The organism is Acidimicrobiales bacterium (assembly GCA_016716005.1).
Lineage (GTDB): Bacteria > Actinomycetota > Acidimicrobiia > Acidimicrobiales > JADJXE01 > JADJXE01.
Map to the genome: position 1 here is coordinate 2,348,207 of JADJXE010000001.1, position 15,835 is coordinate 2,364,041.

The 15,835-nt window shown below is 73.2% G+C and carries 16 protein-coding genes and 1 tRNA gene; 10 read left to right on the forward strand and 7 right to left on the reverse strand.

The genetic code is table 11. From position 1 onward, the window contains the following. Positions 1-65: 65 nt before the first annotated feature. Positions 66-461, forward strand: a complete 396-nt coding sequence (locus IPM45_11570; GenBank protein MBK9180179.1) for a hypothetical protein — start codon at positions 66-68, stop codon at positions 459-461. 185 nt (positions 462-646) lie between these two features. On the opposite strand, the gene IPM45_11575 is transcribed toward IPM45_11570, so the two are convergent. Further along, positions 647-1,999 (reverse strand): diguanylate cyclase, encoded by a 1,353-nt coding sequence (locus IPM45_11575; protein ID MBK9180180.1) that lies wholly within the window; start codon positions 1,997-1,999, stop codon positions 647-649. Positions 2,000-2,155: 156 nt separating this feature from the next. Here IPM45_11575 and IPM45_11580 point away from each other — a divergent pair, with 156 nt between their 5' ends. Continuing rightward, a complete protein-coding gene (locus tag IPM45_11580) occupies positions 2,156-2,833 on the forward strand; it encodes a hypothetical protein (protein ID MBK9180181.1) in 678 nt (225 codons plus the stop codon). 77 nt (positions 2,834-2,910) lie between these two features. Beyond that, positions 2,911-3,750 carry a hypothetical protein gene (locus IPM45_11585; GenBank protein ID MBK9180182.1) on the forward strand — a complete coding sequence of 280 codons (840 nt, stop codon included), beginning with the start codon at positions 2,911-2,913 and terminating at the stop codon, positions 3,748-3,750. 119 nt (positions 3,751-3,869) lie between these two features. Here IPM45_11585 and IPM45_11590 read toward each other — a convergent pair whose 3' ends face one another. Continuing rightward, a complete protein-coding gene (locus IPM45_11590; GenBank protein ID MBK9180183.1) occupies positions 3,870-4,838 on the reverse strand; it encodes a TIGR03621 family F420-dependent LLM class oxidoreductase in 969 nt (322 codons plus the stop codon). A gap of 7 nt (positions 4,839-4,845) precedes the next feature. Continuing rightward, positions 4,846-5,376 (reverse strand): nuclear transport factor 2 family protein, encoded by a 531-nt coding sequence (locus tag IPM45_11595; protein MBK9180184.1) that lies wholly within the window; start codon positions 5,374-5,376, stop codon positions 4,846-4,848. Between IPM45_11595 and IPM45_11600 the strand changes: the two genes are divergently transcribed. Then, entirely contained in the window at positions 5,375-5,716 is a 342-nt protein-coding gene (locus tag IPM45_11600) for an antibiotic biosynthesis monooxygenase (GenBank protein ID MBK9180185.1), read from the forward strand. The genes IPM45_11595 and IPM45_11600 overlap by 2 nt on opposite strands. A 33-nt stretch (positions 5,717-5,749) precedes the next feature. On the opposite strand, the gene IPM45_11605 is transcribed toward IPM45_11600, so the two are convergent. Next, positions 5,750-7,024, reverse strand: coding sequence for a cytochrome P450 (locus IPM45_11605; GenBank protein ID MBK9180186.1), 1,275 nt, complete (start codon positions 7,022-7,024; stop codon positions 5,750-5,752). A gap of 148 nt (positions 7,025-7,172) precedes the next feature. On the opposite strand from IPM45_11605, the gene IPM45_11610 reads away from it, so the two are divergent. Next, positions 7,173-7,246: transfer RNA gene (locus IPM45_11610), tRNA-Lys, on the forward strand. Positions 7,247-7,359: 113 nt separating this feature from the next. Here the strand turns inward: IPM45_11610 and IPM45_11615 are convergent. From IPM45_11615 to IPM45_11625, 3 genes are all read right to left on the reverse strand, one after another. After that, positions 7,360-8,169 carry an alpha/beta fold hydrolase gene (locus IPM45_11615; GenBank protein ID MBK9180187.1) on the reverse strand — a complete coding sequence of 270 codons (810 nt, stop codon included), beginning with the start codon at positions 8,167-8,169 and terminating at the stop codon, positions 7,360-7,362. Between the two features lie 143 nt (positions 8,170-8,312). Beyond that, positions 8,313-8,762 (reverse strand): SRPBCC family protein, encoded by a 450-nt coding sequence (locus IPM45_11620; protein MBK9180188.1) that lies wholly within the window; start codon positions 8,760-8,762, stop codon positions 8,313-8,315. A 96-nt stretch (positions 8,763-8,858) separates the two neighbouring features. Then, positions 8,859-9,308 (reverse strand): SRPBCC family protein, encoded by a 450-nt coding sequence (locus IPM45_11625; GenBank protein MBK9180189.1) that lies wholly within the window; start codon positions 9,306-9,308, stop codon positions 8,859-8,861. 352 nt (positions 9,309-9,660) lie between these two features. Between IPM45_11625 and IPM45_11630 the strand changes: the two genes are divergently transcribed. From IPM45_11630 to IPM45_11650, 5 genes are all read left to right on the forward strand, one after another. After that, complete coding sequence (locus tag IPM45_11630) at positions 9,661-9,861, forward strand: hypothetical protein (protein MBK9180190.1); 201 nt, start codon at positions 9,661-9,663, stop codon at positions 9,859-9,861. Next, positions 9,858-10,964 (forward strand): o-succinylbenzoate synthase, encoded by a 1,107-nt coding sequence (gene menC, locus IPM45_11635; GenBank protein MBK9180191.1) that lies wholly within the window; start codon positions 9,858-9,860, stop codon positions 10,962-10,964. The genes IPM45_11630 and menC overlap by 4 nt, the downstream gene beginning before the upstream one ends. 156 nt (positions 10,965-11,120) lie before the next feature. Continuing rightward, positions 11,121-12,836 (forward strand): solute carrier family 26 protein, encoded by a 1,716-nt coding sequence (locus IPM45_11640; protein MBK9180192.1) that lies wholly within the window; start codon positions 11,121-11,123, stop codon positions 12,834-12,836. 45 nt (positions 12,837-12,881) lie between these two features. Beyond that, positions 12,882-14,840, forward strand: a complete 1,959-nt coding sequence (locus IPM45_11645) for an acetoacetate--CoA ligase (protein ID MBK9180193.1) — start codon at positions 12,882-12,884, stop codon at positions 14,838-14,840. Beyond that, positions 14,840-15,820, forward strand: a complete 981-nt coding sequence (locus IPM45_11650) for a YbjN domain-containing protein (GenBank protein ID MBK9180194.1) — start codon at positions 14,840-14,842, stop codon at positions 15,818-15,820. Before IPM45_11645 ends, IPM45_11650 begins: the two co-directional genes overlap by 1 nt. The last annotated feature ends 15 nt before the right edge of the window (positions 15,821-15,835 follow it).

Genomic DNA, 15,835 nt, shown 5'->3' on the forward strand with positions numbered 1-15,835 from the left:
GAACAGAAATGGCGTCTCGTCGTACGGTAGAGGTGTTCATGCCCGTCCACACGAGGAGGATCGTGATGGCGACCGCACAGCAACGTCAGGGTGAGGGATGGCTCGTCTTCGCGGCGATCATGCTGTTCTTCGCCGGGTTCGGGCGGGTCATCGACGCCTTCTGGGCGTTCAAGTACAACGACGACTACCCCCGCTTCGAGGCCGTGCTGTTCGACGGCAACCTCGGCGGCTACGGGTGGATCTGGCTGATCATGGGCCTGCTGCTGATCGCCGCCGGCTTCGGGGTGCTGCAGCGGGCGCAGTGGGCCCGCTGGTTCGGGATCATCGTGGCCGCGGTCGCCGGCATCGCCGGCCTGTCCTGGATCTACTTCCAGCCGCTGTGGTCGATCCTCGCGGTCATCGTCAACGTGCTGATCATCTACGCGCTGGCGGTCTACGGCGAGCGCGAGCCGGTGGCCTGACCGAGGATCAGAGGTCGGAGTCGTCGCCCTGCTCGTAGCGGCGCTGGCGCTGCCGGAAGATCACGAACACGACCACGAGCAGCACGGCGATGCCGGCGAACAGGAGAGCCCCCACGTACACGGGGTGCATCAGAGCACACCGGCGGTCCGCCTCGGGTGTCGCCGCCCCCGCAGGCGGGTGCCCGCTACCGCTGGCTGTCTCGTCGCGAGCGCTTGACTGCGTACATGGCGGCGTCGGCCCGGGCGAGGAGCACCTCGGCCGTGGTGACGGTGTGGGTGGCCGCCGAGCCGATGCTCATCCCGAGCGGTACCCGGCTGTCGACGCCGGCGACGGCCGCGGCGAGGCGCGACGCCAGGCGCTCGACGTCGTCGGCGTCGGTCACGTCGGTCATGAGCACGAGGAACTCGTCGCCGCCGTAGCGGGCGACGACGTCGTCGGCGCGCACCTCGCGCGAGAGCCGCTCGGCCACCTCGACGAGGGCGCGGTCACCGGCGTCGTGGCCGCAGGTGTCGTTGAGCTGCTTGAAGCCGTCGAGGTCGCCGAGCAGCAGGGCGACCCCGCGCCGGCGGCCGGAGCCCAGGTGGCGGAGCTCCTCGTCGATGAGGTCGACGGCGCGGCGGCGGTTCACCAGCCCGGTGAGGGGGTCGTGCAGCGCGGCGTGGTGGGTCATGGCGTCGGTCTCGGCCCGGCGCAGCGACGACAGGAGCACGTCGACCAGGGCCTGGACCGTGCCGGTGTTGGCGTCGTCCCACTCGTCGGTCCGCTCGGACCAGCCGAGGCGCAGCACGTGCTCCGGGCCGCGCCGGCCGAGCAGTGGCACGTCGACCACCATCCGCAGCCCGGCGGCGCGGAAGGCGCCGGCGACCGCTCCCGGAAGGTCGTCGACGTCGGGGGCGACCACGCACGGCGAGCGGGCGACGTCGTCGCCCGTCCACCAGGGTGGGACGACGTCGGTCGCGTCGCTCGGGAAGGCCAGCTGCACGCTCGGCGGTGAGACGTCGAGCGACAGCAGCTGCGCGAGCTCGGCGTGCAGCACTCCGCACAGGCTGCGGAGCGCGCTCCGTGTGACGTCGGCCAGCAGCTGCCAGGGCGACCCCGCGCAGCGGACGGCCACGCGCGCGAGGAGCGACTCGAGCTCGAGGCGGCGGGCCGCGAACGCGGCGTGCTCGCCCGTCGGGCGCAGGGCCAGCACCACGACCGTCCCCAGGTCGTCGACGTCGAACAGCTGGCCGGGGCGGGCGTCAGCCTCGGCCCATCCCTGCGGGGTGCGCAGCCGGATGCGGGCCGCGGCGTGCTCCCTCGTGGAGCGCTGCGCTTCGGCCAGGCCGCCAGCGGCGTAGGCGAGGTCGTCGGGATGGACCCACTCCAGAGCGCTGGTGCCCTCGAGGGCGCTCGGGTCGACCCCGAGGGCGGCGGCCGCCGCGCCGGAGCAGAACCGAACGGTGAAGGCGTCGTCGAGCAGGACCAGCACGTCGGGGCAGTGCTCGGCGACGGCCGCGGCGATGCGCTCCCGCTGGTCGCCCGGCTCTGCCGTCACCGTGCACCTCCGCCCTCGCCGCGGCCCGCCCGGAAGCCCGGGGCGCCGCCGCCGGAGCCTACCGAGCGGACCGGCGACGCGGGCTGCCGGGGTGCCACCCGGTCGCGACCGTGCGAGCGCCCTAGTGTCGTCCCCACCCGTGACAGGAGGCGACCGATGACCCGACACCGCGTGCTGCTGGCGGCCGCGCTGGCCGTGGCGCTGAGCCTCGTCGCTGCCTCGTGCGGTGACGACGACGACGACGCCGTCACCGACACGACGGCGGCCGCCAGCGACACGACCGTGGCCGCCACCGACACCACGACGGCGAGCGGCGTCGACCCGGCCGCCGCCCTGGACGAGCTGGCCCAGAGCATGGGGCCGGACACGGTGTCGTCGGGGCCGGTCGCCGCGCCGCCGGGCCAGCCCTTCACCGAGGTGGCCCTGCTCGTGAGCGGGACGCAGGCGTCGGTGCACGTGTTCGACCCCGGGCTCGGGCGATGGGAGGACCAGCAGACGATCACCCTCGCCCCGAGCGTGATCGCGGGCTCCTCGGTCCCCTCGGCCGATCTGACCGGGTCGGGCTGGCCGTCGTTCCTGGTCGACCTGCAGGGGGCCGACGCGGTGGAGAACGCCGTGATCGCCACGACCGACGACGGCGGCACGTGGGAGTCGGTGCCCTTCCAGGGCGGCGGCGACCTCCCGGCCGGGCCGGTCGTGCCGACCTTCGGGAAGATCGTCGACGGGTCGCTCGTGACCTCCCAGAACGACTGCGTCCCCGACTGCGCGTCCGGCACCGACACCGAGGTCACCTGGGTGTACCAAGACGGCACGTTCGTGCCCGAGGGCTCGTAGTCCGCGCCGCACGCGCCGTCGGCTGGTCCGTCCCGGACGGGGCCGAGCGGGTCGAACGGTCCGGCCCGTGGCCGTTCGTGACCCGCGAGCTCGTCCGCGCCGGCGATGGCGGCCTGGTCGAGCTCACGTCGCGGCGGGCACGCAAGCGGCTGCCGTCACGCCCGCCCGGCGCGTCGGGCCCGACGCGCGGCGCGTGGCACGGCCGGGGCGTGGTGTGGGCGCCGGGGCGGCTCGGCTGGTGGATCGGTGTGCTGTTCATGGTCGGCTCGGCGTGCTTCGCCGTGGCGTCCCTGCCCGGCGTGTCGTCGGTCGCGCCGGCCGGGGTCGTCGGCACGACCTACTTCGTCGGCTCGGTCTTCTTCACGTCGGCCGCCTACCTGCAGTACGTGGAGTCGGTCAACACACCGGCGAGGACGTCGGGCGGGCGGCGCCGGGTCCGGCTCCTCGCCTGGCAACCGCAGCGGATCGACTGGTGGGCCAGCGCGGTGCAGCTGGTCGGGACCCTCTGGTTCAACGTCAGCACCTTCGAGGCCATGGCCTCGGGCCTCGGTGCCCGCCAGCAGGACCTCCGGGTCTGGACGCCCGACCTCCTGGGATCGGTCTGCTTCCTGGTGTCGAGCTGGCTGGCGGTGGGCGAGGTGTGTCACCGCTGGTGGCGCTGGTCGGGCCGCGACACGCCGTGGTGGATCGCGAACCTGAACCTGATCGGGTCCGTGTGGTTCATGGCCTCCGCACTGGCCGCGTTCGTGGCTCCGGACACCGGGGACCTCCTCGACGCGGCCCTGGCCAACTCGGGCACCCTGCTGGGAGCGGTGTGCTTCTTCTGGGCGGCCCGCCTGCTGCTGGTGGAGCTGGCCGATGCGCCCGTCGAGGCGGCGGCGGGCCGGCACGCGAGGAGCCGATCGCCCGAGCGGTGATGCCTCGGGCTGATCGCCGAGTCGTGGCGCCGGCGGGCCCCGCTCGCCGTTCTGTGCACCGGATCGGCCGGAAAGCGATCGCTGCCGTGCGGAGAACGCGAGCTGGGTCCCCCCGCCGCTCAGGTGCCGGCCAGGCGGGCCACCACCGGGGCGAAGGCGTCCATGACCTCGGCGCCGACGGTGACGTAGCCGATCCCGTAGCGCTCACGCCGCTCGACGAGGAGGTCGGCGATCTGCTCGACGCCTCCGACCAGCACGTGGGGGTGCGCACCGAGCTGGCCGGGGCCGAGGCCGAGCATCCCTGCCAGCCCTGCGAGCACGCCGTCGCGGTCGTCGGTGATCACGGTGACGTACGCGGCGATCTCGAGCTCGAGCGCGTCGAACCGAGCGCCCGCTCCCTCGCGCACCCACCCGATCTTGGTGGCCGTGCTCTCGGCGGTGCCCGACCCGAACCCCTCGGGCCCGATGCGGCCGGAGCGGTTGTCGAAGTTGAGGCTGACGATGTCGGCCCGCTCGCCGGCGAGGCGCAACACGCGGGGCGAGCCGCCACCGATCATGATCGACGGCGGCTCCGGCGGCACGGGCAGCGCCTCGAACCCGGTGGCGTGCACGTGCGTGCCCTCGATGTCGAGCGGCCCGCCGGCGAAGAACGCCCGCAGGAGGGCGACGGTCTCGGCGAGCCGGTCGATCCTCGTGCCGGCGGCGTCGAAGGCGATGCCCATCGCGCCGTACTCCTCGGCGAGCCAGCCCGCGCCCAGGCCGACCTCGAGGCGTCCGCCGGCGAACCAGCCGATCGTCGCCAGCTCCTTGGCCAGCACGACCGGCTGGTGGTAGTCGACGCACAGCACACGGCAGCCGATGCGGATCGTCGAGGTCGCCTCGGCGGCCACGGCCATGGCCGGGATGGCGGCGACCACCTGGACCGGGTGGTTGGTGGCGGCGAGGGCGGGCCCCGGTCCGAGGTAGTGGTCGGCGAGGTGGAACGCGGCGTAGCCGAGGGCCTCGGCCCGCCGAGCCTGGTCGCGCCAGTCGTCGGGCGAGGTCGGGGCGTAGGACTGGACGCCGAACCGGAACGAGCTGTGGGCCATCTGGTCGTCACCCTTGCGATCGGAAGCCGGCGGAGAGGTCGGGCGGTCCCTGGTAGTAGGGCACGAGCGCTCGACGGGCGAAGCGCCACGTGCCCGCGTGTCGCCGGTAGGCGTCGTCGTAGCGGGCCAGCAGGATGCCGGGCTCGCCGGTCGCGAGCAGGTAGTGCTCCTGCACGTACCAGCAGCCCGAACCGTGGTCGCCGTCGAGCGACGCGGTGCCGTTGTGCACCGTCTGGATCACCGAGGTGAAGGCGCCCATGGCGCCGGCCCAGAGGTCGACGATCGCCTGGCGGCCGCTGACCTCGCCCGCGCCCAGATCCCACACCGCCTCGTCGGCCCAGCACGCGGCCCACTGGTCGCGGTCACGCCGGCAGACGGCGTCGGCGTACCGGTGGACGAGATCGCGTATGGCGTCGAGGTCGTGCACGGAGTCCTCCCCGTCAGCCCGTCGCCGACCGTGCGACGACGGCAGAGGTGGCCCAGGGTGGCATGCTCGGGCCGCTGTTCGCTGGTTGTCGTGATCGGGGTGTGACCGCATGATCATCGTGTCGGGGTGGGTCGACGTGGCCGTCGAGCGGCGGGACGAGGGGATCGCCCGCAGCATCCCGCTCCAGGAGGCCACGCGCCGCGACGAGCCCGGCTGCCTGGCGTACGTGTTCGCGGCCGACCCCGTCGTCGAGGGCCGCATCGCCGTGCACGAGGTGTGGACCGACGCCGACGTGCTCCAGGCTCACTTCGCGCACGCCAACTACCGGGCCATGCTCGAGCTGCTGAGCGGTCTGGCGATCTCGGCCATGGACGTCGCCAAGCACGACGTGGCGCGCTCGGCGCCGGTGTACCGCCCCGACCTCGTGGCCGACGCGCACTGGTGGGGCTGATCCGGGCGCACCTGCTGCCCGTGCCCGTCCCCGTCAGCGGCGCACGGGCGGGCCGGGCGTGAACTCGAGCGAGAGGCGCCGCAGGCCCCGCAGGATGAAGCTCGGCTCGTAGGAGAAGTCGTTGTCCGCGCCGAAGCGGAGATCGCCGAGGCGCGTCAGGAGCCTCTCCAGCGCGACGCACGCCTCGGCCCGGGCCAGCGACGCACCGAGGCAGAAGTGGACGCCCTTCCCGAACGACAGGTGGTCCTTGGCGTTCGGCCGCTCGGGCACGAACGAGTCCGGATCGGCGAAGTCGTCCTCGTCGCGGTTGGCCGACGCGAACATGAGCACGCACATCGAGCCCCGCGGGATCTCGGTGCCGGCGAGCACGGTGTCCTGCGTGACCACGCGGAACATCCCCTGGGTCGGGGCCGCGAGCCGCAGAGCCTCCTCGACCAGGTTGGGGATCAGGCCCGGATCGGTTCGCACGCGGTCGGCCGCCGCGGGGTGCTCGACCAGGAGGCGGCAGGCCTCGGCGATCAGCTTCGTGGTGGTCTCGTTGCCGGCGACGAGGATCTGCTGGAGGATGCTGAGCATCTCCTCCATCGTGAGCGGTGACGCGTCCTCGCCGGCCTCGGGGTGCTCGATGCGGGCCTGGACCAGATCCGTGAGCAGGTCGTCTCGCGGGTGGGCGCGTCGGTCCTCGAGCTCGGACGCGAAGTAGCGCTGGAACTCGACGACGCCGCGCGCCGCGCTCAGCTGGCGCTCCCGTGAGATGACCGCGCCGATCGCCGCGATCGAGTCGTCGGACCAGCGCTTGAAGTCGCCCTTCCGCTCGGCGGGGACGCCCAGCGCGAAGGCGATGAGGTGCACCGGAAGGGGAACCGCGAGCTGCGTGACGATCTCGCAGCGGCCGTCCTCGACGAAGGCGTCGATGAGCTCGTCGGCGACCTCGTGCATGAAGGGCACGAGCAGCTGCACTCGTCTCGGGGTGAAGGCTCGGTCGACCAGCTTGCGGTAGCGCGTGTGCGCGGGCGGATCGGCGGTGAGCAGGGTCGACACCGGCCGGTAGCCCTCGGCGACGATCGCCGCCAGCTCGGGGTCGCCGCCGCCGCCGAACGGTGCCGACGGCCCGGCGAACTGGTTCGAGAACACCTTGGGCTGGCGCAGCGCCTCGAGGACGTCGTCGTAGCGCGAGACGATGAACAGCGGCGTGTCGCCGACCCGGAACACGGGCTGCTCGCGCCGCATGCGGGCGTAGTAGGGCTCGGGGTGTTGCTGGATCTCGGCGGAGAACGGGTCGAAGCCGTCGAGCGAGACGTCGGTCATCGGTGATGCCTCCCGGGTCTGCCGGAGAGTAACTGGCCGGTCAGTTGATTTCAGCCGAACCATCGCCCCACCGCCGTCGCACCCACTACCGTCGCACCCGACGGGCGTGCCCGTGGCCGGAGCTCGCGCCACCACTCGCGCCGGTCCCGGGCCGCTAGCTCAATCCGGCAGAGCAACGGACTTTTAATCCGCAGGTTCAGGGTTCGAGTCCCTGGCGGCCCACCCAGCCTGACCTGCATGTCCGCCGTCTCGCCTCCGGACGGGGCAGCACGAGACCCTGCGGATTCGGGGCTCGGCAACGGACTGGCGACGCCACACCGTCACCTGAGGTCGGATCAGTTGCGAAGGGCAGCCAGCAGGAATCCCAGCGTGATGTTCGCGGTGGTCGACGACGTGCTCGTGCGCCCGTGTCCCCAGTCGGGGTGGATGTGCGCACGCCCGTCCCGGACGCCGGCGGCGGTCTGCTCGAACAGCTCGCAGGTGTAGACGATGTCCTTGGCTCCGCCGATGACGAGCGTGGGTGCGGTGATCCGGTCCAGCTGGTCACCGACGTCGAAGGCGTCCTCGGCGTCGAGGGTCACCAGCAGGTCGGTCGGATCCTCCGGGACCATCGACCGCATCATCAGGCGGGCCAGAGGCCGCGCCGGGGCCCGGAGTGGGGTCGGCAGCATCATGGCGGTCATCACCTGTGCCCACCCACCGGCGCAGTCCCCAGCCCGGGTCAACTGGGCCAGCTCCTGCTGCAGCTGGCGGCCTCGGGGTCCGAGGCGATGGGCCGAGGCGACCACGACCAGGGCCCGGACGAGGTCGGGACGATCCGCGGCCAACTGCAGGGCCACGGATCCACCGGTGCTCGTGCCGGTCAGGAACACCGGCCCACCGAACTCCTCCTCGACGGCGGTGGCCAGGTGCCCGGCGATGTCCGACATGGACTCGCCCGGGCGCAGACCCTGCTTCCGGTTGACCACGTACACCCGGAAGTGACCGCTCAACGGCGCAGCGGTCGACATTTCGACCCGGCGCTCCATGCCCGTGGGCACTTCGCACGTCGGCGTCAGGCCCTGCACCTTGACCAGCGGCGGACCGTCGCCGACCGCCAGATACGGAATGCCGTCACCCAGCAGCCCGGCCGTCACACGCGACATCACGTACCGTCCTCTGTCCTCTCATACGTCTACCGCCTGTGTGAGCACGCCGACTCAGTCCGAGGTCACACCGGAGCACCCCGGCCACGAATCGACCGACCAGCGGCCATGTGCGGACGACGGATGGGGCCGGTCTGGCTGCCTCAATCGACGCTGCCGTGGTTGGAGGACTCGGCGACGTCCTTCTCGCATGTCGCCTTGATGTGGCGGAGTACCTCCTGATCCGATCTCTGATAGCTGTCGGCCAGGAGTCGACCCAGGAGTGGGACATCCCAGAACCTCCCAGGATGGTGCTCGAGCGTCAGGCGTGTGCCCGGATGAAGTGACTCGAAGAGCCAGGTGAACGAACCTTCCATGGCCAGAGTCGACTCATCGCGGATCAGCCGGTTCCGCTGGAACTCGACGAACCGACCAGAACCTCGGATGGGTAGCCCAACGACCCGTGTGCGGAACCGGTAGGTGGTGCCGACCCCCTCAGGGGTTCGGTCCACGTCGCTGAAGGTGACCCCCGGCATGAGCTCGTTGAAGTTCTCTGGATCCTCGACGCAGCCGAACACCACATCGACCGGCGCGTCGATGGCGATCTGGCACACCCGACTGCCCATCACCTCACCTCCCTGCCCACGGCTGCTCCAACGATCGGGCGGGCGACCGTCCCTTCGGTCGAGCGCGACCGTTGACCCTGGCTTTCAGGCCTCCACCTTCTTCTTGATCTCGGCCACGTAGTCGTCGCTCCACTGCTGGAGCCCCTCACCCCGGGTGGCGGCGAAGATCTCCACCTTCTCCAGCAGCGGGATCCGAGTGGAGATCTCGGTGGTGTAGGTGAGCCGGGTGCCGTCTCCCGATGGTGCGAACGTGTACGTCTCGACAGGTCCGGTCGAGTGCTTCACGACGATGCGCTCGTTGGGGACGTACTCCCCCACGGTCGCCTCGGCGTGCAGGTCGTAGTGCAGCAACCCGAACCGTGTGGTCCACTTGTAGCTCGTGACGGCCCCGTCCGGGCCGGTCTCGATGTCGCTGACGACGGCGCTGCGGCGCGTCCGGGCCTGCATGGCCTTCTCGGGGTCGGAGACGAAGGCGAACACCTTCTCGACCGGGGCGTCGATCTCGATACTGCTGGCAGCCGTCGTCGTGGTCATGGTCTTCCCCCTCCTCGCGCTCGCACTCGTTCCGTCAGCACCGTATCCAGGGGAATCCCCCGGCGATCCGACGTCCAGAGGAAGATGGCCCGAACCCGGCCACCGGAACGGGAGCCCCGGACGACGTCGGTCGAGTTCCGAGGAGTACCCGTGACGTCGGCGCTCGACCCAGGTCCAGGGTTCGAGTCCCTGGCGGCCCACGGCGGAGCCCGCGGCGCGGCCGCCGAGGCGGTTCTGCGCGCCGAGACGTTCGAGAACCGGTCGCATCGGTGCACAGGACGTGAGCCGTGGCCTCGGCCGGTACCGTGCGGCTGCGCCGGGCCGTCCGGCCGCCCGGCGAGGGAGGACCGACATGACCGAGCGGACCGCGGGCCAGGTGGTCGTGGTGGGCGCGCTGATCGTGATCGGGGCCACCGTCGGCGAGGGGATCACGTCGGGCTGGAGCCCGTGGGACCTCCTCCTCGTGCTGTACGTCTACCTCCTGTGGTGGGGGCTGCGGGCCCTGCGGGCCACGGCGGGGGGCGTCGACGAGGACGGGACCCTGGAGCCATGAGGATCGAGGCGGTCGAGCTGCGGCGCGTCACCCTGCCCCTGGTCACGCCCTTCCGCACCTCGTTCGGCACCCAGGCGGTGCGTGACGCCCTGCTCGTGGAGGTCCGCACCCCCGACGGCCACGGCTGGGGCGAGTGCGTGGCCATGGCCGCCCCGCTGTACTCGAGCGAGTGGATCGACGCCGCCCAGCTGCTCATCCGCCAGCACCTGCTGCCCCGGCTGTTCGGGGCCCGGCGCGTCACCGCCGCCGGGCTCAGGCCGCTGTTCGGGCCGGTCGTGGGGAACCCGATGGCCAAGGCCGCGGTGGAGCTGGCCGTCCTCGACGCCGAGCTGCGCGCCGACGGGCGGTCGCTGGCCGCCCACCTGGGCGGGGTGCGCGACCGGGTCGACGTCGGTGTGTCGGTCGGAATCCCCGACTCCCTCGCCGAGCTCCTCGCCCAGGTCGGCGGCTACGTGGGCGAGGGGTACCGGCGCATCAAGCTGAAGATCGAGCCGGGCTGGGACGTCGAGCCGGTGCGCGCCGTGCGCGAGGCCTTCGGCAGCGAGCTCCTCCTGCAGGTCGACGCCAACACCGCGTACTCGCTCGCCGACGCCCGTCACCTTGCCGCGCTCGACGACTTCGACCTCCTCCTCGTCGAGCAGCCGCTGGCCGAGGACGACCTGCTGGGCCACGCCGAGCTGGCGCGGCGGCTCCGCACCCCGGTGTGCCTGGACGAGTCGATCACCTCGGCGCGGGTGGCCGCGGCCGCGATCCGGCTCGGTGCCTGCAGCATCGTGAACGTGAAGGCCGGCCGGGTGGGGGGGTACCTGGAGGCCCGCCGGGTGCACGACGTGTGCCTGGCCGCCGGCGTGCCCGTGTGGTGCGGCGGGATGCTCGAGACGGGGATCGGCCGGGCCGCCAACCTCGCGCTGGCGGCGCTGCCGGGCTTCACCCTGCCCGGCGACATCTCGGGCTCCGACCGGTACTTCCCCCGCGACGTCACCCCGCCGTTCGTGGCCGAGGGCGGCACCCTGGCCGTGCCGACCGGGCCCGGCCTCGGGGTCGAGGTCGACCGGGCCGTGCTCGAGGAGCTCACCACCGGCGTGGAGCTCGTCCGGCCGTAGCGCGTCGGCGGGCGGGCCGCCGGCACGGATGAACGGCGGCTGGCGGCCGGGTGCACCCCGGGTGAACGAGCCGTGCCGGCACACGCCGGCTCGCCTCTCTACGCTGCGGCCGTGCCACGGGACGTCGACGATCAGCCGGTGCCCGGCACGGGGCCGGTGCCGGCGTCGACGCTCCCGGGCGGGCCTGCCTGGCTGCCCGGCCTGGCGCTCCTCCGCTCGTACCGCCGGGCCTGGCTGCGCCCCGACCTCGTCGCCGGCGTCACCATCGCCGCGTACCTGGTGCCGCAGTGCATGGCCTACGGGGAGCTGGCCGGCCTCGACCCTGTCGTCGGCCTGTGGGCCGCCCTGGCGCCGATGCTCGTCTACGTCGTCCTCGGCTCGTCGCCCCAGCTCTCGATCGGGCCCGAGTCGACCACGGCCATCATGGTGGCCGTCGCGGTCGGGCCGCTCGCCGCCGGCGACCCGTCGCGCTACGCGGCCCTGGCCGCGGGGGCCGCGATCGCCGTGGGGCTCGTCTGCCTGGTGGGCTACCTGCTCCGGCTCGGCTTCCTCGCCGACCTGCTGTCGCGCCCCGTGCTCGTCGGGTACATGGCCGGCGTCGCCCTCATCATGATCAGCGGCCAGCTCGAGAAGCTCACCGGCGTCCCCGTCGACGGCGACACCGCGATGGCCCAGATCCGCGACTTCTTCTCCGACATCGCCCAGGTCGACTGGCCCACGCTCGTCTTCGGCCTGTCCATCCTGGCGTTCCTGTTCCTCGTGCAGTGGCTGGCACCGCGCCTGCCGGCGCAGCTGCTCGCCGTGGTCCTCTCGACGATCGTCGTGGCGGTGTTCGACCTGGAGGCCCACGGCATCGCCGTGGTGGGGCGGATCCCGGCCGGGCTGCCCCACGTCGGGCTGCCGTCGGTCAGCGGGTCCGACCTGCTCCCGCTGCTCGTCGCGGGCCTGGGCATCGCCGTGGTGGGCTACTCCGACAACGTGGTGACGGCCCGCTCCTTCGCGGCGCGCCACGACTACGAGATCGACGCCAACCAGGAGCTGCTCGCGCTGGGCGTGGCCAACGTGGGCGCGGGCCTCACCTCCGGGTTCGCGGTGAGCAGCAGCGGCACGCGCACGGCCGTGGGGGAGCGGGCCGGGGGGCGCACCCAGGCATGGGCGCTCTCCACCTTCGCGGTGCTCGTGCTCGTGCTGGTCGCCTTCCGGGGCGTGCTGGCCTCGTTCCCCTCGGCGGCCCTGGGGGCCATCGTCATCCAGGCCGCGGTGGGGCTCGTCGAGGTGCCCCAGTTCCGCCGCTTCGCCCGGTTCCGGCGGAGCGAGCTGCTGCTCGCCCTGGCCGCCGGCATGGGCGTGGTGCTGTTCGACGTGCTCTACGGGATCCTGATCGCGGTCGGCCTCTCCATCATCGAGCTCTTCGCCCGCATCGCCCGGCCCCACGACGGCATCCTCGGCGAGGTGCCCGGGCTGCCCGGCCTGCACGACGTCGACGACTACCCCGAGGCCCGGCGCACGCCCGGGCTCGTCGTCTACCGCTACGACGCACCGCTCTGCTTCGCCAACGCGGCCGACTTCAAGAAGCGGGCCCTGGCCTCGGTCGACGATGCGCCGTACCACGTCGACTGGTTCGTGCTGAACGCCGAGGCCAACGTGGAGATCGACCTCACCGCCTGCGACGTGATCGACGACCTGCGCGGCGAGCTCGAACGCCGCGACGTGGTGTTCACCATGGCCCGGGTGAAGCAGGACCTGGCCGACCAGCTCGACCGGGCCGGCCTGCTGGCTCGGATCGGCGCCGACCGCATCTTCCCCACGCTCCCCACCGCGGTGGCCGCCTTCGGGGAGCGCCCGGTCGAGGAGGGCGGGGCCGCCCGGTAGCAGCGGGGCACGGCTGGCCCCGGCCGTGGATCAGACTGGGCGGCCGTGAGCGCCGACGCCCCCCTCTGGACCCCCTCCCGCCCGCGGGTCGAGGCCGCCCGGCTCAGCTGGTTCCGCGGGCGCGTGGCGGCGCGCACCGGGGCCGAGCTGGCCGACAGCGTCGCCCTGCACCGGCTGTCGGTCGAGCGGCCCGACGAGTTCTGGGGGGCCGTCTGGGACGAGCTGGGCGTGATCGGCGAGCGCGGCGACGTGGCGGCCGCCCCGGGCGACGGCAGCTTGCCCGGCGCGTCGTGGTTCCCGGGGGCGCGGGTGAACCTGGCCGAGAACCTGCTCCGGGGGGCGGACGGGCGACCGGGGGTGCGCTTCGCGCGCGAGGACGGCGTGCGCCGAGCGCTCACGCGGGCGGAGCTGGCGGGCGAGGCCGCGGCCCTGGCGGCCGCCCTGCGGGCCGAGGGCGTGGGCCCGGGCGACCGGGTCGCAGCCTGGATGCCGAACACGCCGGAGACCCTGGTCACCATGCTGGCGGCCACGTCGATCGGGGCGGTGTTCTCCTCGACGTCGCCCGACTTCGGCACCGCCGGGGTGCTCGACCGCTTCGGCCAGATCGAGCCGGCGGTGCTGGTCGCCGCCGACGGCTACGTCTACGCCGGCCGCCGCCACGACTGCCTGGCGCGCCTCCGCGACATCGCCGCGGGCCTGCCGTCGGCCCGGCGGGTCGTGGTGGTGGGCGAGCTCGACCCCGCGCCCACCCTGCAGGGCGTGCAGGGCGCGGTGGCCTGGGAGGCGTTCGTGGCCCCCCACCGGGGGGCGCGGCCACGGTACGAGCGGCTCCCCTTCGACCACCCCGGGTTCATCCTGTACTCGTCCGGGACCACCGGTGCACCGAAGTGCATCGTGCACCGGGCCGCCGGCCTGCTCGTGAAGCACCTCACCGAGCACCAGCTGCACTGCGACATCGGTCCCGGTGACCGGGCCTTCTACTTCACGACGTGCGGCTGGATGATGTGGAACTGGCTGATGTCGGGGTTGGCCTCCGAGGCCGAGCTGCTCCTCTACGACGGTTCGCCCTTCCACCCGCACCCGGCGATCCTGTGGGACCTCGCCGACGAGTGCGACCTCACCTTCTTCGGCACGTCCGCCAAGTTCCTCGACGCCAGCCGCAAGGCCGGCGTCGCCCCCCGCGAGAGCCACCGCCTGGCGTCGCTCCGCACCATCGCCTCCACCGGCTCGCCCCTGGTTCCCGAGGGCTTCGCCTACGTGTACGACCGGGTGAAGGCCGACGTGCACCTCGCCTCGATCTCGGGTGGCACCGACCTGTGCGGCTGCTTCGTGGCCGGCGACCCGACCCGCCCGGTGTTCGCGGGCGAGATCCAGGGGCCGGGGCTCGGCATGGCGGTGGACGTGTGGGACGTCGAGGGCCGGCCGGTGACCGGCACGGCCGGTGAGCTGGTCTGCACCCGGCCGTTCCCCACGACCCCGCTCGGCTTCTGGGGCGACGACGACGGCAGCCGCTACCGAGCCGCGTACTTCGAGCGGTTCCCCGGGGTGTGGGCCCACGGCGACTTCGCCTCGTGGACCGAGCACGGCGGGATGGTCATCCACGGGCGCTCGGACGCCACCCTCAACGCCGGGGGCGTGCGCATCGGCACCGCCGAGCTCTACCGAGCCGTCGAGTCGATGGACGAGGTGGTGGAGGCCCTCGCCATCGGCCAGCCCTGGGACGACGACACCCGCATCGTGCTGTTCGTCGTGGCCGCACCCGGCGTCGAGCTCGACGACGGGCTCCGCGAGCGGATCCGGGCGCGCATCCGCGACCGCTGCTCGCCCCGCCACGTGCCGTCCCGCGTGGTGGCCGTGGCCGAGCTGCCCCGCACCCGCAGCGGCAAGCTGGTCGAGCTGGCGGTGGCCGACGTTGTGGCCGGACGGCCCGTCCGCAACCGGGAGGCCCTGGCCAACCCCGACGCCCTCGACGCCTTCCGCGACGTCCCCGAGCTGGCGACCTGATGGCCGGCGACACGGCCGGGACGGCCGACCCCGCAGCCGACTGGGACGACCTCGAGCGCCGGCTGGCCGGGGTGGTCGCGGCCATGGCCGCGGGCGAGCGGGTGCTGCTGCTCACGGTCGACGCCCCCTACTTCCTCGGCCTCACGGCCGCGGCCGACGGCGGGGTGTGCGCCGAGGCGGTCAGCAACCAGCAGCTGCATCCGCGCCGGTGGCTCTCCCCTCGGGCCCTCGAGCGCCTCGACGAGCTGGGGTGGACGCCGCCGTCGCTCACGCCCGACGAGGTCGACGAGCCGGGCCACGATCCGGCCGCCTCCCAGTACCACCGGCGGGCGTGGGCCGCCCCGGTGCCGCCCTCCGAGGTGGCCGCAGTGGTCGCGGCCACCCTGCGGGACGTCTTCGGGGTGACAGCGCCGGCCGGCCTGGCCTACGCCGCCTCGGCCGACGACGGGCGCGACCGGGCCCTCCCGGCGCTCGGGCTCGTCGCCTACCGGGCCGACGAGGGCCCGGAGGTGGAGGTGTTCGCCGGCCTGACGCCCGACGAGCTCCGGCGCCACGTGATCGACACGGTCGGCACCGTCACCGAGTCGGGCGCCGCGCAGGTCGACGCCGACGGGGACATCCCGCTGCGCAACGGCACCGCCGTCACGTTCGTCCGGGTGCTCGAGGACCCGCTGCGGGTGCGGCTCTTCAGCCCGCTGCTCACCGACGTCCCCTCCGCGACGGCCGCGCTCGAGGCCGTGAACGACTGGAACCGGCGCCTGCCCTTCGGGTTCCTGCTGGTGGCCGACACCCAGATCCTGCTCGTCGCCGACCTCGTGGGCGACCCGTTCGTGCCCTCCCAGCTGCTCGAGGCCCTGATGGTGATCACCGAGCTGGCCGACGTGCTCGACGAACAGCTCCAGGAGCTGCTCGGCGGCCGCCTGTTCCTCGTGCACGACGAGCCCAAGCCGCGTTGGGAGCCCACCCCCGGCTACCTGTGAGCGGCGGCGGGCACG